This window comes from Blastopirellula sp. SH421 (genome assembly GCF_057808535.1).
Map to the genome: position 1 here is coordinate 2,101,129 of NZ_CM173712.1, position 26,262 is coordinate 2,127,390.

The 26,262-nt window shown below is 55.4% G+C and carries 19 protein-coding genes; 5 read left to right on the top strand and 14 right to left on the bottom strand.

Annotated features, from left to right (window positions below):
* Positions 1-231: 231 nt before the first annotated feature.
* Positions 232-558 carry a hypothetical protein gene (locus SH421x_RS08690; RefSeq protein WP_488855029.1) on the top strand — a complete coding sequence of 109 codons (327 nt, stop codon included), beginning with the start codon at positions 232-234 and terminating at the stop codon, positions 556-558.
* Between the two features lie 170 nt (positions 559-728).
* Here the strand turns inward: SH421x_RS08690 and SH421x_RS08695 are convergent, their stop codons facing one another.
* Complete coding sequence (locus SH421x_RS08695; protein WP_488855030.1) at positions 729-1,184, bottom strand: ferritin-like domain-containing protein; 456 nt, start codon at positions 1,182-1,184, stop codon at positions 729-731.
* A 350-nt stretch (positions 1,185-1,534) separates the two neighbouring features.
* On the opposite strand from SH421x_RS08695, the gene SH421x_RS08700 reads away from it, so the two are divergent.
* A complete protein-coding gene (locus SH421x_RS08700) occupies positions 1,535-3,202 on the top strand; it encodes an ABC transporter permease (protein WP_488855031.1) in 1,668 nt (555 codons plus the stop codon).
* A gap of 70 nt (positions 3,203-3,272) precedes the next feature.
* Here the strand turns inward: SH421x_RS08700 and SH421x_RS08705 are convergent, their stop codons facing one another.
* Together SH421x_RS08705 and SH421x_RS08710 are read right to left on the bottom strand one after the other, a co-directional pair.
* Complete coding sequence (locus SH421x_RS08705) at positions 3,273-3,476, bottom strand: CsbD family protein (RefSeq protein WP_488855032.1); 204 nt, start codon at positions 3,474-3,476, stop codon at positions 3,273-3,275.
* Positions 3,477-3,520: 44 nt separating this feature from the next.
* Positions 3,521-4,396, bottom strand: a complete 876-nt coding sequence (locus SH421x_RS08710) for an SDR family oxidoreductase (protein WP_488855033.1) — start codon at positions 4,394-4,396, stop codon at positions 3,521-3,523.
* A gap of 318 nt (positions 4,397-4,714) precedes the next feature.
* Between SH421x_RS08710 and SH421x_RS08715 the strand changes: the two genes are divergently transcribed.
* Positions 4,715-5,074 (top strand): SpoIIAA family protein, encoded by a 360-nt coding sequence (locus SH421x_RS08715; RefSeq protein WP_488855034.1) that lies wholly within the window; start codon positions 4,715-4,717, stop codon positions 5,072-5,074.
* Between the two features lie 14 nt (positions 5,075-5,088).
* Here SH421x_RS08715 and SH421x_RS08720 read toward each other — a convergent pair whose 3' ends face one another.
* From SH421x_RS08720 to SH421x_RS08740, 5 genes are all read right to left on the bottom strand, one after another.
* Positions 5,089-5,601 carry a hypothetical protein gene (locus tag SH421x_RS08720; RefSeq protein ID WP_488855035.1) on the bottom strand — a complete coding sequence of 171 codons (513 nt, stop codon included), beginning with the start codon at positions 5,599-5,601 and terminating at the stop codon, positions 5,089-5,091.
* A gap of 320 nt (positions 5,602-5,921) precedes the next feature.
* Entirely contained in the window at positions 5,922-6,890 is a 969-nt protein-coding gene (locus SH421x_RS08725; protein ID WP_488855036.1) for an HTTM domain-containing protein, read from the bottom strand.
* Positions 6,887-7,657 carry a hypothetical protein gene (locus tag SH421x_RS08730; RefSeq protein ID WP_488855037.1) on the bottom strand — a complete coding sequence of 257 codons (771 nt, stop codon included), beginning with the start codon at positions 7,655-7,657 and terminating at the stop codon, positions 6,887-6,889. Before SH421x_RS08730 ends, SH421x_RS08725 begins: the two co-directional genes overlap by 4 nt.
* A 170-nt stretch (positions 7,658-7,827) precedes the next feature.
* Positions 7,828-8,877 (bottom strand): TIGR03000 domain-containing protein, encoded by a 1,050-nt coding sequence (locus SH421x_RS08735; protein ID WP_488855038.1) that lies wholly within the window; start codon positions 8,875-8,877, stop codon positions 7,828-7,830.
* 236 nt (positions 8,878-9,113) lie between these two features.
* Positions 9,114-10,331, bottom strand: a complete 1,218-nt coding sequence (locus SH421x_RS08740; protein WP_488855039.1) for a protein-L-isoaspartate(D-aspartate) O-methyltransferase — start codon at positions 10,329-10,331, stop codon at positions 9,114-9,116.
* Positions 10,332-10,486: 155 nt separating this feature from the next.
* Between SH421x_RS08740 and SH421x_RS08745 the strand changes: the two genes are divergently transcribed.
* Entirely contained in the window at positions 10,487-11,284 is a 798-nt protein-coding gene (locus tag SH421x_RS08745) for an HpcH/HpaI aldolase family protein (protein WP_488855040.1), read from the top strand.
* A 38-nt stretch (positions 11,285-11,322) separates the two neighbouring features.
* Here the strand turns inward: SH421x_RS08745 and SH421x_RS08750 are convergent, their stop codons facing one another.
* The 5 genes from SH421x_RS08750 to SH421x_RS08770 all read right to left on the bottom strand — a co-directional run bounded on the left by SH421x_RS08750 (position 11,323) and on the right by SH421x_RS08770 (position 21,562).
* A complete protein-coding gene (locus SH421x_RS08750) occupies positions 11,323-13,863 on the bottom strand; it encodes a c-type cytochrome domain-containing protein (protein WP_488855041.1) in 2,541 nt (846 codons plus the stop codon).
* Positions 13,864-13,958: 95 nt separating this feature from the next.
* A complete protein-coding gene (locus SH421x_RS08755; protein WP_488856422.1) occupies positions 13,959-16,385 on the bottom strand; it encodes a DUF1549 and DUF1553 domain-containing protein in 2,427 nt (808 codons plus the stop codon).
* A 73-nt stretch (positions 16,386-16,458) separates the two neighbouring features.
* The gene (locus SH421x_RS08760; RefSeq protein ID WP_488855042.1) at positions 16,459-18,885 is read right to left on the bottom strand and encodes a PPC domain-containing protein; all 2,427 of its coding nucleotides are present in this window, start codon (positions 18,883-18,885) and stop codon (positions 16,459-16,461) included.
* Positions 18,886-19,088: 203 nt separating this feature from the next.
* Complete coding sequence (locus SH421x_RS08765) at positions 19,089-20,393, bottom strand: DUF1501 domain-containing protein (protein ID WP_488855043.1); 1,305 nt, start codon at positions 20,391-20,393, stop codon at positions 19,089-19,091.
* Positions 20,394-20,956: 563 nt separating this feature from the next.
* Positions 20,957-21,562 (bottom strand): nitroreductase family protein, encoded by a 606-nt coding sequence (locus tag SH421x_RS08770; RefSeq protein WP_488855044.1) that lies wholly within the window; start codon positions 21,560-21,562, stop codon positions 20,957-20,959.
* A 168-nt stretch (positions 21,563-21,730) separates the two neighbouring features.
* On the opposite strand from SH421x_RS08770, the gene SH421x_RS08775 reads away from it, so the two are divergent.
* Complete coding sequence (locus SH421x_RS08775) at positions 21,731-24,799, top strand: VWA domain-containing protein (RefSeq protein ID WP_488855045.1); 3,069 nt, start codon at positions 21,731-21,733, stop codon at positions 24,797-24,799.
* A 44-nt stretch (positions 24,800-24,843) separates the two neighbouring features.
* Here SH421x_RS08775 and hpnE read toward each other — a convergent pair whose 3' ends face one another.
* On the bottom strand, positions 24,844-26,253 hold the full coding sequence (gene hpnE, locus SH421x_RS08780) for a hydroxysqualene dehydroxylase HpnE (RefSeq protein ID WP_488855046.1): 1,410 nt from the start codon (positions 26,251-26,253) through the stop codon (positions 24,844-24,846).
* Positions 26,254-26,262: the final 9 nt, after the last annotated feature.

Sequence of the window (26,262 nt, forward strand, 5' to 3'; positions counted from 1 at the left end):
CAAATCTCGGACCCTGTGACAATTTTGCTCTAAGTTCGTACTAGACAAAACTTTCCGGGCGTTTTTTGCCTAAATTTAAAGCAACCTGCGCGCTCGGGTCGCTTCGTAACGATTGCCACAATTGAAATCCTACAGCCCTGAATCGTTTGCGCTTGACATGGGCTGCCGTACTCTTAATAATTGGGACGTACATGAGATCGAGTCTCATTTTCTTAAAAAGCACACGCCCCTATGCAGATCGCTCAAGAATATACGGTCAACACCGTTTACGCTTCCACGGATGGAGAGCGCACCGCGGTGGTTGTTTGCACCAATGATGCCGGCGATAGCCACATCGAGGTTCGCCAGCAATCATGGGGGGGCGATCGAGTGGGCTGGTTTACCCAGTCCAGCATTCGGCTAGCCGCTGATCAACTGGCGCCGATGCGTCAGGCCCTAGGACAAGCCGGTGCAATGCCGGTGATGGTCGCCGAAGCCAAAAAAGAACGCCGGATCGCTGGAGAGCGCCCCGACGTTTTTGCTTCGCATTTAAAGGTCTGGCAGGCCGAATCGGCCTAATATCTCAGCAGAGATCTTTGTGGCGCCATGCTCTTACCGCGTCTTCGCGGAATGAGCATCTCCTGTAACCATGGAGCAGCAGATCGCTTTGAACACCAGCAAACTAGGACATGCTCTTCCGTCGCAAACGCCGTAAGAGCATGGCGCCTAATGATTGTCGGCTCCGCTTATTAACCGACCTTGCTGCTCGATTTGCCGCTGACGGCCGAGCCTGAGTGATCCTTCAGGATTAGCGAAATGTGGTCGACTCCTTCTTGCTCTTCCAGCAAGATATCTTCCAGCAAGATCACCAACGGGCGATTTTTGCCGTCGACCATTTTCAACACTTCCGAGTACAAAGCGACCGCTTTCGACTCGAATTCGAGCCCGATTTCGAGCAATTCCACCAGATCGGTTGACTGCTTGACCGGATTTCGTTCGACAGTCGGAACTCCGCCGAGGGCCGAGATTTTCTGACCGATCCGCTTGGCGTGACCAAAAGATTCTTTGGCGCTGTCCAAAAACATGTCTGAGTAAACTTCGCGCATCAGGCCGGTAACGACAAAACCGGCTTGAGAATACTGAGCAACTCCGGTCCACTCGTGCCGCAAAATGTCGTTCAACTTGTCGATGACTGCTTGGTCCATGATCGTCTCTCCCTTATCTAGGCGTATATTTTGCTGGCGGCAAGCGTCGAAAAAGTCAAACGCCCTTTGGCTCGCGGTTAGTCTCAACTTCTACTCTTATCCTAGCGTTCTTTCGGCAGATGTCGAGAATGGGCTAAGTCTATATGACGTAGGGGCTTACTTTTCTGCGAAAAGATAGCCGGTCTCATTTGCATCCCGATGGATCGGTTTGCATTCGGGTATTCAGTCTCAATAAGTTTGCTCGCCACCGTGATTCTGGTGAACAAAGTGGTGGGCGAAGAGGCGATTGCCTGCTTACAATGACCCCAGAAATTATCAACTATGGGCGGCCTGCTGGAGCGAACAACTGGATGTACCTCGTCGAAAATCCCGTGCTGCAGCGAGAATTGCTGGTCAATTTGAGGACGGTTCGCTCGTTCGTCTTATTGTTTCTGTTTCAAGTGCTGTTGGCAGGCGTCGTCTATTCGGCCTGGCCGCAGGTCGAGCGCTGGGACCCCGAAGCTAATCGGGCAGAGGCGCAGAAGTTGTTCAATCTTTTTTTTCTCGGCCAGTTCGTCCTCGCGTCGATGATGGCGCCTAGTTTTGCCGCCGGCGCGCTGACCGGTGAGAAAGAGCGGAAGACCTACGAGATGCTGCTCGCCAGTCCGCTCAAGCCGGGTGCGATCGTCATCGGCAAGTTGATGGCGTCGCTCGCCCACCTAGCGCTGTTGATCTTTTCGTCGCTGCCGATCGTGTTGTTATGTTTGCCCTTGGGGGGCGTTTCGTTGTATGAAGTGATCGCCGCTTACTTTTTGTTGATGGTGGCGGTCGCGACTTTTGGCATGATCAGCGTCGCATGCAGTAGTTACTTCCAACGCACGGCATCGTCGCTGGTTGTCTCGTACTTGGTGATCTTGCCGATCGCGCTGATCGGCGCGATGTTTTGGCAAACTTTCCAAGGCTCCGGCGCTACGCGACTAGCGATCTTGTTATCGATTGTGCCGGCGGCCTCGATCGCGATTTGCCTGGCGTTGTATACGATCACCTCGCGCCGCTTGCTCTACCCGCCGGATGTGGGCAGCGAAGGGGGCGAAGTGGTCGATCTCGACAAAGAAGCGGAAGAAGCGGTTGGGCTGGTCATCCAACGCGATCAGTTCCCCGATCGCTTGTTTGCGCCTCCCAAACGCACCAAGTTGTTAGAAGACAACGCCAATCCGGTCTACGAGAAAGAGATTCATAGCGAGATCTTCGCCCAAGGGACCCTGATGCTGCGGGTTGTTATTCAAGTCAGCATGCTGCTGGCGATCCCTTTGATGGCGATCTGCTTGTATATCTGGCCGCACAACGCACCCTATTACATTTCGTACGTCGTGCTCTTCAATATGCTGGTTGGTCCCGTCTTTTCAGCCGGCAGCATTACCTCAGAACGAGAACGACAGACGCTTGACCTGTTGCTGACAACCGAGATTTCACCTTGGCAGATATTGTCTGGCAAGTTGCTGGCCGGGCTGCGTGTTTCGACGGTCCTGACCGGCTTTTTGTTGTGGCCGCTGTTGTTAGCGTGCGTGATGGTAACCCACTATTGGGAAAACTTCACTTCGGTATTGGGTTACTTGTTGATCATCGCGCTAACCTGTTTCACCTCGTCGATGCTGGCGCTGTTCACCTCGGTCAACTTCCGCAAGACGGCCCATAGTTTGATGACGACTTACATGGTAATTATCATCATGTTCGCTGGTCCGCTGGCCTTTGCTTACTTTGCGGATTTGGCGTTTGGGCATACTCCTGCTGATGCACCAGCGGAGGTCATCGCAACCAACCAAGCGATTATTACTTGGGCCGATCGGTTAACGATCATGAGTCCCTTCGCCGCCACTTGGAACGTACCCATGACGTTTCAGTCCGGGGATCAAGCCCAAAGCATTATCGGCAGCTGGTCCAAGTTCGGCTACTATGTCGCTTTCACGACGTTGCTAAACTTGACGCTGTTTTGCTCTATGACTTGGTTATTCAATCGTCGTTGGCGAGTCGCCGAATAAAAACACGACAGCCGTCCGCCTGTTGGAATCGGCTGTCGTTGATTGGCTCGAAAAATCTTGCCTGTAGTCTTTACGACTTACAGTTTTTGCAGAATTCGTCGAGCTCTTTGTCTACCTCTTCTCTGGCAGTGCCGTATCGCTCTTGAATGCGGCCGGCAAGCTCTTCGCGTTTGCCGTTCACGCGATCCATATCGTCCTCGGTCAGCTTGCCCCACTGTTGTTGGACTTTGCCTTTAAATTGTTTCCAATTGCCTTCGATTTGATCCCAGTTCATGGTTGGGGTCCTTTAAAAAAACGGGTGCAAAAAATGAAAGTGATTCAGGAAGCCGTGGGTGATCCGCCGGTCAGCGGTAGAACGTGACCGGTGATGTAACTAGAGTCCGCAGCGGAAGCGAAGAAGACATAAGCAGGTGCAATTTCTTCTGGCTGAGCAGGACGTTGCATCGGCGTTTTTCCTCCAAAGTGGATGATCTCCTCATCGGGACGTTCGGCCGGATTTAGCGGAGTCCAGACAGGCCCCGGAGCGACGCAATTGACGCGAATACCACGCTCTAACAGATTTTGAGCGAGAGATTTTGTGAACGCGTGGATTGCCCCCTTCGTCGCCGAGTAGTCAAGTAAGCTGCCGCTTCCTTCTAGCCCAACGATAGAGCCGGTATTGATGATCGACGCTCCCGGCGGCATGTATTGGACCGCATGCTGGCAGATAGCAAACATTGCGATCACATTGGTCCGGAAAGTACGTTCGATTTGTTCGAGCGAAAGCTCATCCAGACCATCACGATGTTTTTGATAGGCGGCGTTGTTCACCAAAATATCAATGCGACCAAACTCTTGGTGTGTCCATTCAACTGCTTGTTTGCAAAAATCGCTATCGCAAATGTCACCAGGCAACAGCAGTACCCGGCGACCCATCGCTTCGACCGCTTGTTTTGTTTCCACCGCGTCGCTTTGTTCTTCGGGCAGGTACGCGATTGCGAGGTCGGCTCCTTCGCGAGCAAACAGATAGGCCACTGCTCGACCTATTCCAGAGTCTCCGCCGGTTATCAATGCGATGCAATTCTCCAGCTTGCCCGCCGCGCGATATTCTTTCGCTTCATACACCGGGCGCGGAGACATCTCGCTTTCCAAGCCGGGGGGAGTTAAGTTTTGTTCCGGAAATGGGGGATGAGGTTCGTTTATTTTTGTAGCCATAGACTCGATTTCCGTAGCTTAAGAGGACCCGGCGATAAAGCGAGACAACGTATTTGCAAACACTGCGCCAGCCGCTACAAATCGAATAATTAGGCCTAGAAATAGCTTGTTTTGTGAGTTGGGTTGAAATAACGGTGGTCGCTTCTCGATCAACAATCGATGGCAATTGAGCGTATATCAATCAATCCGACCCCTTAACCATCGCAGATTAGATGGCCCACCAGCAATCAAGAGTTGCATGCAAGCTCGTATCGGCCCACAATGCACCGGGTTCTAACTCTGCCGACGATCGAAAATTGCTTAGCCAGTCAAAATCAAATGCCCATCGATATCGCGGAAAACACCGAATCCGATCTGCTACAAGTCACCGCCTCGGGCAAGCTGACCAGCGAAGATTACGCGACGTTTGTGCCTGCGGTTGACGGCATGATCGAAGCAGCAGGACGCATTCGCATCCTATTTATCATGCAGGACTTCGAAGGTTGGGACGTCGGCGCGGCGTGGGAAGATACGAAGTTCGCGATCGATCATTTTCATGACATTCGCAAAATCGCGTTGATCGGCGAAACCAGTTCGCAGCAGTGGATGGCCATCATCTGCAGGCCGTTCACGATGGCCGAGATCAAATTCTTTAACCCCGGCGAGCGAGCCGCAGCATTGCAGTGGCTCGAGGATTAGTGGACGGATCGCACTTAGTCGTGACCCAGCGGATTAGAGTCGACCGATGGGGCGCCGCCCATCATGCGGAACGGATTGATGATCGTTCCAAACATATCGTCCATCGCGTTTTTCGTGTCTTTCAAGATCACCACGCGATCGCCAGGCCGCAGCGAGTAGTCGTATTCCATCGGTACATGCTTCGTCACGTGATCGTATCCCGAGACGAGCTTTTGTGGTGACTGACCGGGATAAGCCGGCAACCGCGAGACGGCGACATGAAAGCGCCTGAAATGGCTGCGAGCACGTGATGCGTCAATCGCCGTTTGTACCGTAGCGCCTTCCGTCAGCGGCAACTTCATTGTCTCGCCTTGATGGTTTTCATCCAGCAGTTCGACAATGTACTGTGGCCCCCCTGCAGCCGCATCCGCCGCAGCTTGTTCTGAATTCGACTTGGCCAATTGCATTCCGCTACAGCCGCTGCCGACCAGCAACAGCGCCAGTACGGGAAACGTAAAGAGCGGCAATCGTCTCGATTCAAATAGCATGCGTCGATCCTTCTACGTGAGCCCAGTGCTAGCAGCGAGGCTTCCATTCCTCTCACCGGCATATCTACAGGCATCGACACATAACTTGGCGGACTTTAACGATTAACAAGATTTTACGGCCACCTGCGACAGCAGAGATAGCAGAGGAGACAGATCCAGACCGGCCGGGAGTCAATGTCAAATGTCGAAACCACGATGGCGAATGAAAAAGTAGGGTCCGCTGTGCGGACCAACGAAGCCCGAGAGAACTCGCAAGCACCCGAAAAGCGGGCACTTCGATCTAGCTTCCGTAGAAAAAAAGGAACGGTGCGGTCTGAAGCCTAGGCGACAGCGGGCTCAGGTGTTGTGGGGCGAAATCGTTCTCGGATCCCCTGTTCTAGCCGGCGGATAATCCATGGCGAGACAAACGCCATGTTGGCGATCAGCATCGCTAGGCCGAAGGTGACCATCCCCATGCAGATCGCAATGCCCAGGTGAAGCGGGATCGCCATGCCGATGACCAGTGGACGAGTCAGGCGGGGCCAAACCAAGAATGTGTAAGAGAGCTCCCAGGCGACGCTGATTTGTGTCAGCGCATTGATCACCAGCGGATAAGCGGCGAGCCAGGTCATGTCGAGCGATTGATATTCAGAATTCGCCAGAGCGCCCCACATGGCCGAACCATCCCACCAGGTTTCGCCGCCAAGTTTGCTCATGCCGGCGAACATATAGATGATGCACATATGAATTTGAATCAGGCGAATCGAGATGTTGGCGACTGTGCTGAGCGGAGGGCCATCCATCCGAACGTTGCGGCGACGCTTAAGCCAATGATCCAGGCTATAAGCTTCGCCGGCTGCGCCCAACATCAAGTACATGATTAGCAGACCGTTGATTTGATCGAGACCGAACAAGGCGCCCGGCACGCGATGCGCGTAGCTGACGGTGATAATAAACGCCAGGACGCCGGTGGTCCGCGTGAACAGGCCGACGGCAAACATCAGCAAGATGATGAGCGCAATAATATGGGTGGTCCACAGCAACGCAGGCGAACCGTCGACCAACGGCAAGTAGCTCCACGCGAACGGGCTTTGTCCTTGCATGCGACTCGACAAGTCATGCGACATGCGACCGCCAGCACCCAAAAAACCGTTCAGATCAAGGGACCAAACCAAATGCGTATAAAAGATCATCGCACCACCCAGCAGCCGAATCAGTCCGAGCGTGGCCGGATCGGTCGGCGTGAACCAAAAGCGATTCCAGCCGTCAATGACGCCGCGATAAAGTTCGTGCAGATATTCGCGAATCATATTTCTTCTGCCTGGACCGGAGGAGCGGCTAATATCGCAGGCGCCGAAGTTTTGGCAGGCGCCGAAGGTTGCTTTAGTTCCTCATCACGCTTGTAGACTCCAAGCTCTCGTTCGTTGTAGAGCGATGGATCCGAGAGCGGCATACCTTCGGCGACATCCACTGGGTGCGGGATTCCATGTTCAACCAGAAACAACTTGACCTGAGCCGCATTGTTTTCTTCCAGCAAATAGCGGCCGACTGACGCCAAATAAGAGTCGCGCAGACGAGCGGCGGTTTCGTAACCGGCCCGTGCTTCTGGCGGAGCCTCCGGCGGCGGACCTTGTGGTGGAATGCTAGTGACGTTGTTTAGCGACTCGCTGATCATGAAGTGACGATGGTACAAAAGTCGTGGCCAATGGACTTCAAGATTTGGGAACCGCCCTTCTCCGATTTTGGCTCCGGAGTCGTCTAACAGCTCGTATCGAACCAAGTGACTTGCACCGGGATTGGGAGCGAAAAAACGGTAGCCGTGATCTTTGAGGAAAGTCGCCCTTAAGTAAGGCTCATACAGCAGTTCGACTTGCCGTGATAAATAACTGGAAGGAGGAGGAGATGCCCACGGCCCGACAAAGAGCGCTGAGACATGCAGCAGCACGAGCACGCTCACCCAGCCGCGGACGGCGCCGCTCCAGACGATACGCGGTTGCACGGCCGGTGACGGCGTGTTGGCCGCGATCTCCGGCTTGGCGGTGACGGGGGCTTTGGCTGTTCGGCTGAGCTTCGCCATGGCGAACGGTTTATGCGGGGGATTCGTGGAGCAAATAGAAAGCTGCGACACGCATTTTATCGACCAGGGCCGTCAAATTTTCCCGCCGAGCGCAAAAAGAGACCCTCGCAGCGGAAAGGCCGACTGCGAGGGTCTTATGGTTTGTATTGACGATCCGTGAATCGTATCGACTACTTGGCCGAAGCGAGTTCGGTCGAGTCAAAATCAAAGCTGATGTCGCGAACGTCACCGGCAGCGAGGGTGATCACCTTCTCTTTGGTGATTTCACGACCGTCTTTGGTGACGGTAACCAGGATGCGGTAGTCATTCCACACGGCGCCATTTTTCAGGGCGTTGGTGTTGTAGGTGCGAACTTCACCACTCGAAGCGGTATCGTTACCAGCCAGCGACACTTTGGCGTTGGCAGGAACGTGCAGCGTCAGCTTGGTGTCAACCGGATCGCTGGCGACCTGGGGTTGTTCGCTCGAGCCGTTAAACTCAAACGACAAGTTGGCCGAATCACCGCCACCGAGTTGGACTTCTTTGGTTTCCACGACGGTCTTGCCGTTGCGGACCGTTTCGGCACGCAGTTGGTAGACGTACTTGAAGCCCGGCATCAGGTTCCGCGAGACGAAACGGCGTTGGAGCCCTTCGCTTGTGGTTTCTTTGCCGTTGACAAAGATTTTGACGTCCGAAGGAACCTCGACGTTGATGACGGCATCGCTTTGAGCGCTGGTCATCGGAGTCGGCACTGCATCCATCGGGGAGGACGGAGCAGCCGGCATCAGCTGAGAGTCAGGCGTCGAAGGAGCTTCGTAGTAGTAGCTGCCGCCGTAGGTCGTGCCGGAGCTTCCGCCGCTCGAACCACCGCTGCTACCGTAGGTTGTGCCCGAGCTACCACCGCTCGAACCGCCCGAGCTTCCGCCGCTCGAGTAATAGTTGCGAGAATACTTGTGAGCGCGGTGATGATTCATCAAACGGCTGAACAAACCGCCGCCGGAAGAGCCAGAGCTACCGCCGCTGGAGTAGTAGCTGCCGCTCGAACCCGAGCTGCCGCCGCTGGAATAGTAGCTGCCGCTCGAGCCTGAGCTGCCGCCACCATAGTAACCGCCCCAGCTACCGGAGCTGCCGCCGCTGGAACCACCCCAGCTGCCTGAGCTACCGCCGCTGGAACCCCATGAACCGTGCCAACCGGCTTGCACCGAAGTTGACATCAATCCCATCGCCATTACTGCGGCCATAGCAGCCGCCTTGTGTCCGAGCCTCGCCATCTTACTGTATCTCCTAAAGCGTCTGAACGTTGTCCTACCGACTTAGATAGCTCTGGCGGCGCCAGCAGCTGTCACTCGAACATAACATGCTCTGACCGTAGTTCAAGCAGAATAGGTAAAATTTGACGATCAGCGAGAATCTTGAGAATGGGGGACATACTACACAAATCCCCCGCTCCTGACATTTTGTGGCATTTTAGTGCGAATTAATCCGCAAGGGGGGTCATCTGCACATCATCAAAGCAGACTTCTCCGGTCGCCCCAAACAAACCGATGCGCAGCAGAGCTTCCCGCGCAGTGGGGGGGACTCGGATTATGTCATTCATCTGGCTCCAGTCGCTGTCCTGCAGAAACGGCCCCACGACCCCGCGACCCACATCGCGGCGAGCCGCATCATAGAAGGTGACGGCGATCATCGGCGCTTCGCGGCGATCGAGCCCCAGCTTGATATTGTTGGTTTTGACCCAGGCTGTGATTTGCAGCCGATGAACCCTTTCGCCGTCGACGCCGAAACCTTGCAGCGCCATCGAGGCCCGGCCGAGATCGCTGTTTTGAAAGCGAACAAACCGTTTACCCTGCGGCGCCGAATCCTCTTCGACCAGCTCAAACTGCCGTTGATAGTACCAGCCGGCCATCTGGTCATGCTCTTGCAACTCGGCTTCAAAGTCGCCGTTGGCTGCGGTCGGATGCAGCGGGTCAGGTTTGACCTCGCGGTTGTCCTCGGCAGTACCGGTCATCGGCACAAACAACGTAGGGCGGAGCGCTTCGGCGACTAGCTTGCCATCCTGCTTGGTGAACAAGTACAGCACTTGCTGGTAGCGTTCGCCGACCGGAATCACCATGCGGCCCCCTTCACGCAGTTGATCAATCAGCGGTTGCGGCGGCTTTTCGGGGGAGCAGGTCACAATGATCTTGTCAAACGGAGCATGCTCGGCCCAACCTTTGTAGCCATCACCAATTTTTGTATGGACGTTGTCGTAGCCCAGCCGACGCAGCGTTCGAGCCGCACTACGGCCCAGTTCGGGCACGATCTCGATGGAATAGACGTCCTTGACCAGCGGACTGAGCACCGCCGCTTGAAAACCACTGCCGGTGCCGATTTCGAGCACTTTGTCTTCTGGCTGGGGTTCGAGCGTTTCAGTCATGTAAGCGACAATAAACGGTGACGAGATCGTCTGTTGACCGCCGATCGGCAGCGCCATATCAAAATAGGCTTGCGAGCGATATTTGTAGGCGACAAATTCATGCCGCGGCGTGTCCATCAGCGACTGGATGACACGCTGGTCCGTGACGCCGTTGGCAATGACTGCTTCTTCCACCATTTGACGTCGCGCGGTGACGGCTGGATCTTCGGCCGCCAATGGGCAGGCGATTCCCAGCAAGAGCAGCGGCAACAAGAGGAGCGGCATGGAGGGGCGATGCATGATCGTGTTCCTCGAATCGTGCGGATTTTCGGGCGAATTCTGCAATTATAGCTTCTCACAGCGCGAACCCGAAAAAACGTGGTGCGCTTGCGACGCTTCAGCCAATGTGAAACACTTCCTTTTTCCCATTCCTTATCGTAACGGATAGACCGATTATGCGTACAAATCCGGTTAAACAGAAGCTGAGAAGCGGTCAGCCCACCTTTGGCACCTGGCTTTCGTTGGGCGATTACTACGCGACACGCACGTTGGCGCGGATGCCGTGGGATTGGCTAACGTTGGATCTAGAGCATTCGCCGATCGATTGGTCGCAAGCGGCGATTATCTTTGGCGCCGTTGCGGACGCCGGCGGCGTTCCACTGGCCCGCGTCCCTCGCGGCGATCATGACCTGATCAAGCGGGTGCTCGACGCCGGCGCATGGGGTATTGTCGTGCCGATGATCGATACGGTCGAGCAAGCAAAAGCGGCAATTGCGGCGGCCAAGTATCCGCCGCTGGGAGATCGTAGCGTCGGCGGCGGGATGCATTCGTTAAATTTTGATGCGACTCCGGATGACTACTTCGCACACGCGAATGACGAGATCCTGGTGATCCTGCAGACCGAAAGCCCCCGCGGCGTCGCCAATGCAAAAGCGATCTATACGTTGCCAGGCTGTGACGCCATCTTTATTGGCCCCAATGATCTGTGGGCGCAAATGAAGACGGTGGAGAATCCCCAGCCGACACCGTCTGGGCATGAAACGCTAATTCAAGAGGTGATCTCGATCGGCAAAGATGTCGGCACGCCAACCGGCATACATGTGATGTCGGCTGAGGAGGCGCTGCTTCGCGCCGGGCAAGGGATGCAGTTTATCGCCGTAGGAAGCGACATTCGCATGCTGGCGATCGAAGCGGAGGCGACCCTAAAAAAATTGCGTCCCCATGAAGGGACGCAAAGTGTGGTCAAGTATTAAGTGGCTAGTTATGCAGAGTAGCTTTCTCGTTCAGAAAGCTACTTGGCGACCTCTGAGACTTGCGTTTCGGCGGGTGCTGCCGCATCTGCAGAAACTTGCTGCGACTGAGCGGCGTATGCGGCCGCTTCCGTCTTGAGTTGGGTGAGCGTAGCTTCGACGTTGGCGAGCAATTGTTTGGTCGCTTCAACAGCAGCAGCACGTTCCCCCTTTTGCTTTTCGAGCTCGGCCAGTTCGGTCGCTAGTTTGGCTTTGGCTTCCTCGGTTTGCTTCATCGCCGCTTGGCGCTGCTGCGTCTCTTTGGAGTAGTTTGCGATCGCGGCTTCAAGTTCTTTTTGCTTGGCCTGGGCTACGGCGATTGCTTGTTTGACCGTCTCAAGCTCGGCTTTCGATTTGGCGACGGCATCCGCCTTTTGTTGACGTTCACCATCGAGACGCTGGGCTTCGGCAGTTTGCTTTTTTACTTCGGCGTCATCGGCGGCGATGAGAGTTTCTAGCTGGGGGATCGCTGCTGTTTGGGCTTCTACTTCTTTGGTTAGTTTGGCGACGTCAGCTGTCGCGGCCGTTGCTTGTTGGATCGCTTGGTCGGCCGCAATCTTAGCGGCGTCGGCCGCTTTGCGACTCTCAGCAACCGTTTGGTTGACCGCTTCTTTGTCGGCCTCCGCCGCCGAAGCGAGTTGCTCTTCCGCCGTCTTCAGGGCTGCGGCGGCTTGCGTAGCGGCTTCGGTTGCTTTGGTCGCGTCGGCCTTGGCGGTTGCTTCTTTTTGGGTTGCCGCGGAGGTTTGTTGCGTTGCCGTGACGAGCGCTGCTTGAGCGGTCTTCAATTCGGCTTGCCGCTTCGTGAGTTGGTCTGCGGCGGCTTTTGATTTTTCTTGAGCAGCTTGAACTGACTTGACGGCTTGGGCTAGTTCTTGGTTTAGCTTGTTGATCGAGTCTTCTAGCGACTTTTGCTTGTCGGCGTTTTGCTTAATCGCAGCGATCTGGGCATTCTTTTCGCCATCCGCCTTTTGCGTGTTGGCGGCGAAATCGGCGATTTCTTTTTGCAAGCGAGCCATAGTTTCGGCATTGGCGGTTTGCTGGGCTTGCTTGTCGGCAACCGCTTTAATGGCCGCATCGAGTTGAGCCGCCGCTTCGTCGGCCTTGGCTTTGGCGGTGGTTTGCGCGGTTTGTTGGGTCGCGATTTGCATTTCGTAAGTCGGCGGATTTGGCGGCAACTGGGCCACTTCTTCCATCTTCTCAAGATCAAACAGCCGGACGATTCCGTTCCAATCGCCGACGATCAATCGTTTGCCGTCGTAAGTCAAAACGGATTCTAGGGCGATGTCGCCACACTCGGGCGACTTCTTTTCTTCTTTGCCGTCGCCGCTAAAGACCTTGGCGACGCGATCACGACCCGCCGTGGCGAGACGTCCGTCTTGGCCAAAGCGGACGCATTCGGTTCCGCCGCCGTGGGCGTCGAACGATTTGATCGTTTTGCCTTCATTCATTTCCCACAGTTTAACGCTCCGGTCTTCGCTGGCCGAAGCTAGAACATTGGAGTCACCGCGCCAGCTGACGGCGGTGATCACGTCTTTGTGACCTTGCAGGTTCAAGTATTCCTGGGCTGCGTCCGCTTCCCACACAAAGAGACCGTTGGCTCGATCGGCGGTCGCGAGGAGAACGCCATCGGGGCTATATTCGATTGCCGTGACCCAATCGGTGTGCTTTTTGATCTCATGCAGTAGCGAGCCATCTTCGGTCGAATAGATGCGAACAATCTTTTGCGGCCCCCCCAGTGCAACGCGGGTGAGGCTGGGATTGATATCAGCGGCCAGCACGACATCAAGCTCATCGCCGAGAGTCATCAAGCGTTTGCCGGTGCGGACTTCGTATAGCACAACCGTGCCAGAATGACCGCCGCGACCGCCGCCTGCGAGTAGCAGTTCGCCGTTGCGACTGAAGCGGAGGATATGGGCGATCCCTTCTGGATACGGAAAAATCGCGGTCAATTGAGCAGTATCGGTGTTGTAGAGGGAAATCTGCTTTTGTCCAGCAACGGCCGCCAGTGGCGCCCAAGGGCTGGTGGCGATTGCGGAAACCGCTGAGGCGCGATCCGTGTAGATCACCGGTTGACGCCAAACGTTTTCGGGCATTGCCGCCGGACCTTCCGGTTTGCCGGTGGTGGTCGGGCCGGCCATCTTGAGGCTGGGCTTGTTCGATTTTTTCGCGGTGGAGCCGCTGTTTTCTAACGCGCCTAGTTCGATCCAGGATTTGATTAAGTCAAGCTTCGGTTGCGGCAGCTTGTCTTGATTGGGTGGCATCTTGGGAGAGTCGATATGCGCGACCAAGTCCCACAATCGCGAGCTTTCGATATCTTGCGGTTCGATGACTCCGCCGCTAGAACCCCCTTCCATCGTCTTACCGAACGAGTCAAGCGCCAGACCACCTTTAGCCTCGGACTGGTTATGGCAAGAGAAACAATGCTCACGGAAGATTGCTCGCACGTGATCGTCGTAAGTGATCTTGGCGGTGGCAGGCTTCTCTTGCGCGGCCAACGGAGCGGTGACCAGCAACAGCATCGCGATGGTGAAGATTTTTTTCATTGCGGGATAGCATCGGAAGGGAGCGAGGCAGGAAATCGACTAGCGGCGACCAGGCGTCGCCGCTAGATACGATATTGCGTTTGGTGGTATCGAGTTTAGTGGTTAAACAGGAACTCTCGCGAGTTCAACACCGCCCAGAAGATATCTTCCAAGGCTTGCTGCTTATTCTCATCTTGATCAATCACCGCCATAAGGCGAATCTTTTCTTCGTCGGTCGGCTTTCGACTTAGGCAACGGATGTAAATATTCTCCATTGCTTGCTCAGGCGTTAGCTTTTCTTCGTTCAGCCAAGTGCTGACCAGTTTGCCTTGGGATATCTTCCCTTGGGTCGCATCGCCGTTCAGCATGTGCAAGGCTTGCGAGAGTGTGGGGGAAGTCTTCGCTTCGCAGGCACACACGGTGACCCGCTCAGCACGACCAAAGGTCGTCAGGAAGTAGGTGGAAGTTTGACCATCCGCAATCTGAACTGCTCGGGCGCCGAGCGGCAGACCCTTGAACTTGTCCTTGGTTTCTGTCGACTGGCTGATGCAGTCCAGCAATTGCTCGGCCGGAATGCGGCGAACCTGCGAGTAGGCGAAGTTCTTGGTGTCCGTCTTGTTGTTGTCATTCGGCAAAGTTGACCGTTGATAGGCGTTCGATGCACAGACGTCACGGACCAGCTTTTTGAAGTCGTACTTGTATTCGATCAGCTTGGACGACAAGGCTTCCAGCAGTTCTGGATTGCTGGCCGGATTGCTAACGCGGATGTCGTCCACGGGATCAATAATACCGACCCCAAAGAAGTGATCCCAGATTCGGTTCGCCGTGTTGGTGGCGAAGAAGGGGTTTTCTGGCGAGGTAAGCCACTGAGCGAGGACTTCGCGACGATCGCGACCTTTCACATCCGGCTGTTCACCACCTAGGAACTTAGGCTGCATGACGCGGTTGTCGACCAAGTGGCGGACGTCGCCCCCTTGTCGATCAAAGATGATCTGTTCGCGTTCATCTTCGGCGCCTTTGCGACCGACTTGAGCGAAGAAGGCGGCGAAGCTGTAGTAATCGTCCATCGTCCAACGATCGAACGGATGGTTATGACACTGGGCACACTGGGTACGAATCCCCATAAAGACTTGGGCAACATTTTCGGCGGTCTTCAGCGTGTCTCTTTCGACCTGATAAAAGTTGGTCGGAGGATTACTAAAGGTGCCGCCGGTCGCGCTAAGCAATTCACGAACCATCTCGTCCAACGGCACGCCGTTGGCGATCTTCTCTTGCAGCCAACTGTTGTACAGGAAGGCCGATTTGTAGCTGACTTGGTTGTTGGTGCTCTTAATCATCAGCAACTGGGCCCATTTCATCGCCCAGATTTCGGCAAATTCTTTTCGCTCCAGCAGACGATCGACTAGCTTCATTCGCTTGTCAGCCGACGAATCGGCCATGAACTCAGCGTAGTCTTCCTCACTCGGCAATTGTCCGGTGATGTCAATCGAGGCGCGTCGGAGATACTCTTCGTCAGTGCAAAGTCCACTAGGAGTAATCCGCAGCTTGTGCAACTTGGCGCCGACTAGTTCGTCAATGTAGTTGCCAGTGATCGCGGGTTTTTCGTAGTTCAGGTCTTTCGGCAGCACGATGACCTGGCTGCCGACCGTGTGCGTATCAAAGCGAGCCATGACGAACGCTTCACCACGATTGGCGGCGGTCGCCATGCCGTCTTTGCCCACCGGCACCGAGTTATCGTTGCTGGTCAGGAAGACCGCGAGGTCGGTGATGTCGCGCGTCGAACCGTCGGCGTAAAAGGCTTTGACGATAAACTGCTGTTTGGCGCCCTCCCCTTCCAAGACTGCTTTGGGAGGATAGATCTCGATCTTTTCGCAAGCCGGCGGTTCACTGGAGTCACGTTGTGCCCCTGTTTCTAACCAGCGTAACATCGTGGCGTAATATTCAGAGTCTTTATCAAACAACTTGCCGCCGGTATGCGGAACGGCGCCGATCGACTTTTCGATCAACAAGCTCGCTTCAGGAACGGCCAGGTTGATGCGACGCGAGGCCAGTTCGCGGGTGACGCGATCATAGTCCCCATTGGGATCAAAACCAAAGAGCGAGAGACGAAAGCCATCTTTGCCGCGGGCAGCGCCGTGGCAACTGCCAGTATTACAGCCGGATCGCATGAAGACCGGCATCACATCTTGTTTGAAACTGATTGCACGTTCGGCTGTGGCTTTTTCGACCTTGACCGGTACTTCTGACTTAAAGCCAGAGTACTCGACGGTCAGTTTGGTCTCACCATCAGCGACCGGCAACAGCGATGTCCCTTGTAGCTTGGCGATCTTGGCGTCGCCGATTGACCACTTCGCTTCGCTGGTCACGTCAATCGTGACATCGTCAGCTCGTGTCGCTCGCACGACGAAGTTTTGCAGATCACGCGATGTCAACAATTCGGCCGACTCGGGATAGACGTCGATCTTGACGATCTCGGACTCGGCGATGGCCAGGGAGGCCATCCCGACGGTTATCGCAAGGGCGAACATCCCTGAGGCTGTCATTCGTTTCACAGCAAATCTCCTAGTCTGAAATCGCTTCCGGGGGGAAGCTGTATGTGTGTTAGCCAAAGAAAAATTAGTTGCCTGCTTTCGCCGCTTCTTTCGCCATGCGCAATTGCTCAAGGCGGGTCAGCGGCTTGGGGGCGGCTTCTTTCTTCGGCTCTTCTTTTTTGGGTTCTTCCTTCGGAGCGGCGGCCACTACCATGGGCTGCGGCTTGTCGACTCGAATCTCACCGGCGCCGAGCGTATGCGTAATTGGCTCTTCGTTTTGCGTGATGATTGCGCGAGCCATGATCGACTTGTGTCGACCATCTTTCGTCTCGGGAGTCGCTTTAACCGTGAAGACCGCTTGCGTTGAGTCTTTGGTGATCTCGGTCGGTTCGGCGGTGGCGCCATTGGGCAAGCCCAGCAACTCGATCTTGGCAGCCCCTTCAAAGTCAATCTTCTTGGTGACTTCGATGACGTATTGCAATTCAGTTCCTTGTTCCATCGCCGTCTTGGCGAAATTGAAATCAAAGAAGCGATCCGAAATTGTCAGCGTCGCGAACGGGGTCGCCGCTTCGACGGCGCCCGATTTATAGCCAGCGCGACCGATAACGCAGATCTTCCAGTCGCCGATTTCGGCGCCGCCGTTGGCAGTCACGGGGATCGACGCTTCGTCTTTGCCCTTTTCAATCTTGATCGAGCCGGATGATCCGATGCCGGGCGGGTTGTAAAGCATGCGGAGCGAGATTTCGCCATCGAAGCCTTCCTCACGAATTGCTTTGACCTTCAGTTGCATCGAACCGTCGCGAACGATCGGAACTTTGGGCTGAATGATTTCTAGCTTGAACGGAATCTTTTCGGTCACCGCCATCGTCATGCGATCGGCGTTATGTCCCCAAACATCAGAGTTGTTTTGGCCACGCACAAGCAGCGTTCGCTGATCGATGTTGCCGGTGATTTTGACGTTTTCATCGACAGGCGTTCCGGTCACATTTACCAGAGCGCTGGCAAGCGGAGCATCCGCCGCTGCTTTAAAGAGAACCGGAACCGTGGTTTGGTTGCCCTTCATGTCGAGGATTTCGTACTCGACGCCAGCAGGCAGATCAGAGAGGACAGCTTTCAGATCGCCACCCCAGTTTTCGCGTTTGGCGCTCAGCAACAACGCGTAGTTATTGCCTTGCGGAACTTCAGCAAAGTGCGAGATATATTGGCGAACTTCGGGGACACCCATCGTCAAAGCGGGGGCGACGCGGGTGACTTCAATACGATAAATGAACTCGGAGCCACCTTTTTGCAGGTGATCGATGACGCGAACAAAATACTCGTCATCTTCCGGGACAGCCAAACGGTAGAAGCTGTCGAGACCGCCTGAGTCGTCATTGCCGCCGACTCCGCTTCCATTGGAGCGATAAACGTTGACTACTGGATCCAGAGGAGAACGAAGCGGCTCACGCGAGTAAACTCGGATGTCGTACTGCTCTCCCTTTTTGGCGGTGAATTTGAAGTAGTCGATATCACCTTTGCCGCCGATTGTGCCGTTCGCAGCGCCGGGGGCTTCCATCGGAGTCGCTTGGGCTTGAGCATCATTCGGCTCTGCTTCTAGCGAGTTGGGGATATCGATGACGCGCATCCGGTTGGGCGAGGGAGCGATCCCTTTGTCGTCTTGAGCGAAGAACTCAAAGATGCCAGGCTTTTCGGGGAGTTTTACCTTGGTTTTGGTCTCTCCGCCGGCGTCTCCGACCATTGTGATTTCGACTTCTTCGCCGGGACGTCCGCCACCGGGGTACACGCCAAGCGGTCGCGGAAATTCACCAACATGCAACCGATAGTTGGCGGCCCCATTGCCGCCGTAGCTGCTTTCGCGAACCTGGAGGATATATCGACCATCCTCTGGGGCGATCAAAGAGCAAACGCAGTCCTGGTACAGCAAAGGTGCATCGTCGCTGCGGGCCAGTTCAAAACGTTGTTCGTTCAGAATCGCCAGATAGGGATCATAGTTGGTGCGACCAATCCGCAGCCCTTCGAGCTCAGCGATGATTCGCTGTCCCTTTTTGGCTTCGACCACAAAGAAGTCTTCGTCTTCGTTTTGCACGATGCCGTTGACGACCACGTTCATGCTGATCGGTTGCGGCGCCTCAAATTCATTATTCGGTTCTGTTTCTGAAATCTCCGGCAGCGCGCCGACGTAGAACGTCTGCATGTTCGAGATGCCAGAGTCGGTCCGCACGCGGACCGCATGCATCCCCAGGCGGCAAGTTGAGTCGGCGACCAGGACGGCGACTGCTTTTTTGGGCTTGTCTTTGTCCTCGACCGGCTTGATCTCTTTCAAAGTCAAACCAGGGGTGTAAAAGATCATGCCTGCAAAGTCTTGCAAACGGTCTCCCCGAATGTCGACTTCGATCTCGGTGCCGCGCTGCATGCCAACCGGCGAAATGGAGCTGAATTGCGGCTCAGCGGCGGAGAGAATAGACGCAGAGACGAAACAAATAGCAATCGCTAATAGTCGATGGCGATTCATCTTCAACCTTCTGAAGGAGGATGTTCGCGATGTAATAGGTGGGATTGGGGCACGCAAACGCCCCGAGTACGGTGCAGCTGAGGAGCTAAGGCGACACCGGGTATGCGATATTTATCATAATCACCTGGCGCGAGATTCACGAAGAATCAACCGCGCCAAAGGGTTTTTTTTCTACAAATTGGGCCGCAGGACCCAAAATGTCGTTAGGCGATCAAGCCTTGGATCACCTTGCCGCCGTCGACGATTTCAATCGGTCGACCGCCTGGGGCCATCAGCTCTTTGTCGGCGACAATGCCCATCAAGTGGTACATCGTGGTGGCCAAGTCCTCTGGCGAAACGGCATCGGTTTCTGGTTCGCTGGCGGTGGCGTTCGACGTGCCGTAAATCTGACCGCCGCGGATACCGCCGCCGGCCATGGCTACGCTGAAGACTTTTGGCCAGTGATCGCGACCGGCGTCTTTATTGACTTTCGGCGTACGACCGAATTCTGACGAGACCATCACCATGGTTTCGTCCAACAGGCCGTTGCGATCCAGATCGCTAATCAAAGCTGCATAGGCTTGATCGAATTCAGGCATTGATCGACGCATGCCGCCGCTGATGTTGGTATGCATGTCCCAACCGCCGTAAGTCAGGGTAACCATGCGGACACCGGCGGTAACCAAGCGGCGAGCCATCAACATGCGTTGACCGGCGGTGTTGCGGCCGTATTCGTCGCGGATCTTCGCATCTTCGGCGTCGATATTGAACGCTTCGCGGGCTTCTGGGGCGCTGATCAGGCTGTAAGCTCGTTCGTAGAAGGTGTCCATCGCACCAACGGCGTCCGATTCATTCTTCTGCTTGAAGTAGTCGTTGACCGCGTCTAGGGCCGAACGGCGCCGCGAGAAGCGTGCTTCATCGACATTGCCCGGCAGGCTCAAATCGCGAACCTTGAATCCATTGGAGGCTGGATCGCTACCCAAGCTGAACGGCGCGAACGACGAGCTGAGGTAGCCAGTCCCTGCGAATTCGTTCGGTTGATTGGGGATGCAGACGTACGGCGGCAGATTGTTTTTGGGGCCGTACTCGTGGCTAATTACCGAGCCGAAGCAGGGGTAATTGAGAGCCGGGCTCGGCTTGTAGCCGGTGAACATATTGTGCGTGCCGCGTTCGTGAGCCGCTTCGCCGTGTGACATCGAGCGGATGACGGCGATTTTATCGGCGATTTGAGCGGTTTTCGGCAAAGTCTCGCTGAAGACCTCGCCCGTGTTTGTTTTGATTGTGCCCATCTCGCCGCGGTACTCAATCGGCGAATACGGCTTCGGGTCGAACGACTCTTGCTGAGCCATGCCGCCCGGCAGGAAGATGTGGATAACGCTCTTCGCCTTCACGGCGACGTTGTCGTATTGCTTCAGATCAGCACGCGCTTCGCGAAGGCGGAGCATGTCGCTGAGTGTCAGCCCAAGACCGCCGATAGCGCCAATGGTAAGCGCGTTACGTCGACTTAGCAGATTTCCCTTGCATTGCATCGGATGGTCTCCTGATGTGGTGGGCACGTGAGTACGGAGTGATATTGCGCAGGTGTGATCAATGGTTTCGCGAAAAAAGCCAAAGTTGGCGTTTTCGTGATCAGGGATATCGAATTGTCTTTTTTCAGGACGCAAGGGAAAAAGACGTCCGATCATCCCTGGTGGTTGGCTCGTCGATCGAAATGCCTTCTTCGATCGTGGGGTAATGTTGGCAGGACCGGATGGAAACCGGTTAAATCGGCGGGGTCACTTGACTGATAAACTAAAGTGCGACTTGCAACCAAAGTTTCGACATCAAGGGACGTAAGAGAAGAAGATAACCGTCCTGGTCCGAATTGTCAAAGTAATTCCACTCTCTTAATCAACACGGGTTAAACCGTCATTGGAATGCGTAAGTCATTGTTTAGAAACAACTTGCGTTGATAATTGCTGTGCTCGGCGCACTGATTTGTATCAAATTCTTGAAATCCGCCTTGGGCTTTGGCGCTTTGAAACCGCAATCGCTTGATATCACGAGTTACCCGGTGACGGATCTACAGCTTACGAGCCGCTCTGCCGGAGTGTTACGGAAAGTGCTCGTGGACGATTACTTCTTCCGGCGCCAATTGGCCCGGTTTCGGCCAGGCCGGCTGCACTGCTTTGCCAATCGTGATCAAGTAGCCGAGGATGTGTTCTTCCGGTAGTCGGATTACTTCGGCCACTTTTACGGGGTCGTAACCCACCATCGGGCAAGTGTCGTAACCCATTGCTTTGGCGGCCAACATGATGGTTTGCCCGGCGATCCCGACGCTGCGCATCGCCTCATCGCGCTGGAGTTGCTCGTTCCCTTCGTACAGATGGAAGAGCATATTGGCTAATTTCTTACCGATTTCTGGGGGAGATTCTCGCCAATAACGATGCGGCTCTAGTCCATGCGCACCAAGATGGGCGCACAGCACGACCACCATCGACGCTTCTTCGACTTGTGCTTGACCATAGGCGGCGGCCCGCAGGCGTTGGCGCGTTTCTTTGTCACGGACGACGACAAACCGCCAGTTCTGAATGTTGAAGGAGGTAGGAGACTGAATCGCCGCGTCCATCAACTTGCGGACTTCCTCGTCGGTCATCTCGTGCGTTGGATCATAGTGTTTGATCGAGCGTCGCTGGTAAATTGCGTCAAAAGTGTCCATGTCTACCCTGAAAAAAATCAGCAGCGGTCCGAAATCGGTTCTTTTCTATTGTAGCGGATCGGTAGTTTCCTTCTCGACCCCTTTGGCGTTTGGCTAGCGAAGTTTGAAGTCGTACGTCATGCTAGAATGGCAGACTTATCCTAATCCCACAGCGGAGATCTCCTCGGCATGTTCAACGAGATCCGTTTTGATAGTCCTTGGTTCTTTCTTCTGTTGCTGCTGATCCCGTTGGTGATCGAGCTGGGAAGAAAATCACTTTCGGTAATGACCCGCTCTCGCGGCGCCGCGGCGATTCTGCTGCGAGTCTGTATTCTTTTGCTGTTGATCGCCGCGCTGGCCGAAACGCAGACGTTGCAGCGACATGACCGGTTGACGGTCATTTATCTGTTGGATCAATCGCAAAGCATCCCCAGCGGACAGCGTCAAGCGATGGTCGAATATGTCGTCCGCGAAGTTGACGCGCATCGGCGTGAAGAACAAGGAGATCGTGTCGGGGTGATCGTCTTTGGCGATCAGCCGGCAATCGAATTTCCCCCGACCGATGCGCCGCTGCCTCCGCTCAAACGACTGTCTGCACTTGCGCAGGTTGAAACAGACGACACCAATCTGGCCGGCGCAATGCAATTGGCGCAAGCCTCTTTGCAGTCGGACGCGTCTGGACGGATTGTGATCGTCTCGGACGGCAATCAGACGATCGGAGACGCGCTGCCGATTGCGCGAAGTTTGGCGGCCAGCGGTGTGGGGATCGACGTCGCGCCGATCTTTGCGCCGTCCTCGTCGGCCGAAGTGATTATCGAAAAGTTGACTACGCCCGAGTCAGCGCGGGTCGGACAAAATTTTCAGGCCAGCGTGGTGTTGACCAACAAAACGCCGGAAGCTGGTCAGGCTCGCACCGCATACGGAAAGCTTTCGCTCGTTCGCAAAGCGGGCGTCAACGAAGTTGTCTTGGCCGAACAAGAGATCGAATTGCCGCCGGGCAAAAAAGTCTTCGCCTTTGAGAACGTGCTGGACGAAGCGAACTTCTATACCTATCAGGTTCGCTTTACGCCGCGTGACAAGCAAGACGATCTGCTGGTCCAAAACAACGAGGCGACCTCGTTTGTGAATGCCCACGGCAAAGGTCGGATCTTACTGATCGAAGATTGGGAACGGACCGGGCAGTTCGATCATCTGGTCGAGCGGATGAAAGCGCATGAGTTGGAAGTCGACGTCCAGCCGAGCAATCAGCTTTTCACCACGATGGCCGAACTGCAGCCTTATGATGCGGTCATTCTGGCTGATGTGCCGCGAGCCAGCGGATCAAGCGGCGAAGGCATCACCAGCTTTAGCGATCGCCAGATTGATCTACTGGTTCGCAATACGCAGCAATTGGGCTGCGGGCTGCTAATCTTGGGGGGCCCGAGTAGTTTTGGCGCTGGCGGTTGGGCCAACACCAAACTAGAAGAAGCATCGCCAGTTCGCTTTACCATTCGCGACGCCAAGGTAGTCCCGGTGGGCGCATTGATGCTGGTGCTCGACAAGTCCGGCTCGATGCAAGGCGAAAAAATGCAGATGACGCAGGGCGCGGCGCTGGCGGCAATTCGCGCTATGGGGGCTGCAGACTTTGCAGGGATTATTGGATTTGATTCGCAAGCCCAACGCGTTGTGCCGATTCGCAAGGTTGACAACCCCGGCATGTTTGTCGCCCAGGTTCGCAAGCTGGGGGCGTCTGGCGGAACCAACATGACGCCCGGCGTGGCGATTGGTTTTCGTGATTTGCAAAATGTCGATGCCGGCGTCAAGCATATGATTGTGTTGTCCGACGGACAGACCGAGCCGGGCAACGTTGCCCAGATCGCATCCGACATGCGGAAAATGGGGATGACTGTCAGCGCCGTCGCCGTGGGAGCCGACGCCGATCAAAAATTAATGTCGACCATCGCGCGAAATGGCGGCGGCAAGTTTTACGCCGTCAACAACCCCAAAGCGATCCCGCGGATTTTCATGCGTGAAGCTCGTCGAGTCGCCCAGCCGTTAGTGAAAGAAGTGCCGGGAATGACGCCGGTTTTCTATTCGTCACATGAAATCCTGCAAGGGATCGACGGCATGCCGGCCTTTGATGGTTTTGTCATGACAACCGTCAAAGAGAGTCCGCTGGTTGAGGTTGGTTTGGTCGCGCCGATACCAGCGCAGCATCCAGAAAACGCAACCCTGTTGGCAAGTTGGCAGTATGGTCTGGGGCGAACCGTCGTCTTTACGAGCGATGCCGGTGCGCGTTGGACCAATCGCTGGACCGAGTGGGAAGGTTACGACAAGTTTTTCATGCAGATGCTTCGGTACGCGATGCGACCAGCCGGCGACCAAGGAAATTTTGCTGTCGCGACCGAAGAAGCGGACGGCAAAGTGCGCGTGATTGTTTCTGCGCTTGATGAGGCGAAGGAAAACGTCAACTTTTTAAACGTGGTCGGCGCTGCGGTGACGCCGGGAATGGAGTCCGAGAACTTCTCGCTGACGCAGACTTCGCCTGGTCGATACGAAGGAAGCTTTCCGGCGCGTGAATCAGGCAGTTACTTTTTGTCGATCGCCACCGGACCGGGGCAACCGATCTTGCGAACCGGCGTGAACATCAGCTACTCGGCCGAGTTTCTTCGCCATCCTACAAATCTAAATCTACTCGAGCAGATCGCTGGTAACGTTCCCCAAGGAGGCGAGCCGGGAGTTGTCATCCGTGACGCAACTTCTGAAGTTCAAGCAGAAGCCCGAGTCGATACGTTTCGTCGTAGCTTACCGTTAGCGATCAGTTTGCGACAAGCTTGGCCGTGGGTGTTGGTGTTGGCTGCCGCTGCTTTTGTTGGCGATGTAGCGTTTCGTCGCATTACCATTGGTTGGGAATGGTTGATCGCCGTGCGACGTTGGCTTGGCTTGAAACTGCGCGGTGAAGAAGCGAAAGCGGATGATCGACTGGAGCGATTGCGAGCGACCAAACAACGTACTTCGGCATCGTATCAGTCGTCGCAAGCGTCGACACGTTTCGAGACGTCAGAACCGGTGTCAGTGGAGCAGGTTTCGCGAGCTAAGCCCTCGCCGCAGGCAGAAAATCCGCCGCAGATGAGCAGTAGCGATACGCAACAAACTGGGGACCAAGTCCAAGACGAAGATTATGTCAGTCGGTTGTTGAAAGCGAAGCGGCAAGCTCGCGACCAGGCGAGTCGGGACGGCGATCGTCCCCGAGATGGAGATGACGATTTCTTTGCGTAGTGACGCTTTTTTTCGTACCGTAGCGCCTAACAGAGTATTCGACCTTAGCGAAATAGCTTTCGACACAACCAGGTATGCGGTAGTTCCGGCTTGACCAGTTGCTCTTCGCGGCCATAGCGGCGCAGCAGCGCTTCGGCCGCCAGCCGACCACTGCGAATTGCTCCTTCCATCGTCGCGGGCCAACCTGTCTTGGTCCAGTCGCCGGCCAAAAACAGGCCGGTCACCGGCGTCGCTTGCGGAGGACGTATCTCATCAAGCCCAGGCGCCGCCGAAAAGACCGCTGCTTTTTGCGTAAGCACCCGCGCGAACAGTGGGGGGCCGGCGACCGGCCACAGTTCAGAAAGCTCGTGCGTTACGGCAGCAATGATCGCCGGTTGATCGCCTGCCGGCAAATTGTGCGACGCGCTGATCACCACTTGGTAGTAGTGAGCGTTGGTCTGACCATCATGCGGCGACTTCGCTTCACCATGCGCGAACAGCCATTGGCTGGTCCGATCCAGCAGCACCGCATGCGGCAAATCGGTGATCGGCTGTGCGTACCACAGATGGACGCTGGTGATCGGCGCATGATTCATCTGATCAATGCGGGACAGATCAGGGATCTTTTCAAACATCCGCGGCGCGAGCACCGCTTTCAGGCGACGCCCGGGGATCGTCATGACAACATTTTCAAACTGCAGCGTCTCTTCGTCTTTGACCGAGACGCTGAAAACGCCGCCGACCGATTTGCGAAAAACTTCGTCAACTGGCGATTCCATTTCGATCCGAACGCCGCGATCAAACAGACAGCGAGCAATCCCCTCTTCGTAGATTTGCCCCAGCGGCGCTGCCGGAACGTACAAGTCAGCGGCGTGATGATGGGCCAAAAAACCATCGATCAATACTTTGCGTGCAGCGGCCAGCGAAGTCTTTTCGATCGAATCGCCTAAGGCGCTGACAAGGATCACTTCCCAAAAACGCTGAATGACGCCGGCCGATTGTTTTTGTTCACGCAGCCAAGGGCCGACGTATGACTTATCGGCTTGTTCGTCCGAGAGTCGCGCCATTCGGCGCAGCACGACGCCGATCCCTAATCGATCTCCCATCGTGAGATAGCTTTGGCGCCAAAATGCCGGCGCCAAATGCAGCGGCGCCGGCAAGGCTTCGATCGGTGCAAAAGGATAGACCTTTCCTTTTGCGTCAATGAAGTGCAGTTGGCGATCGCGGCGAAAGGAGGAGGAGACCCCTGTCTGTTCGCAGAAATCGAGAAAGTTGGTGCAGCAGCCCATCGCGACATGCTGACAGTGATCGATGAGTTGCCCGGTCGTTTCATCGCGAAACGATCCGGCGCGGCCTCCTAGGTAACGTCGCGATTCAAATAGCGTGACCAGCATGCCGCTCCGCGACAAGGCTTCGGCCGCAGCAAGGCCGGCGAGTCCGCCTCCCACGACTGCGACCGAAGGTCGGTGGGCCACTTCCGTTCG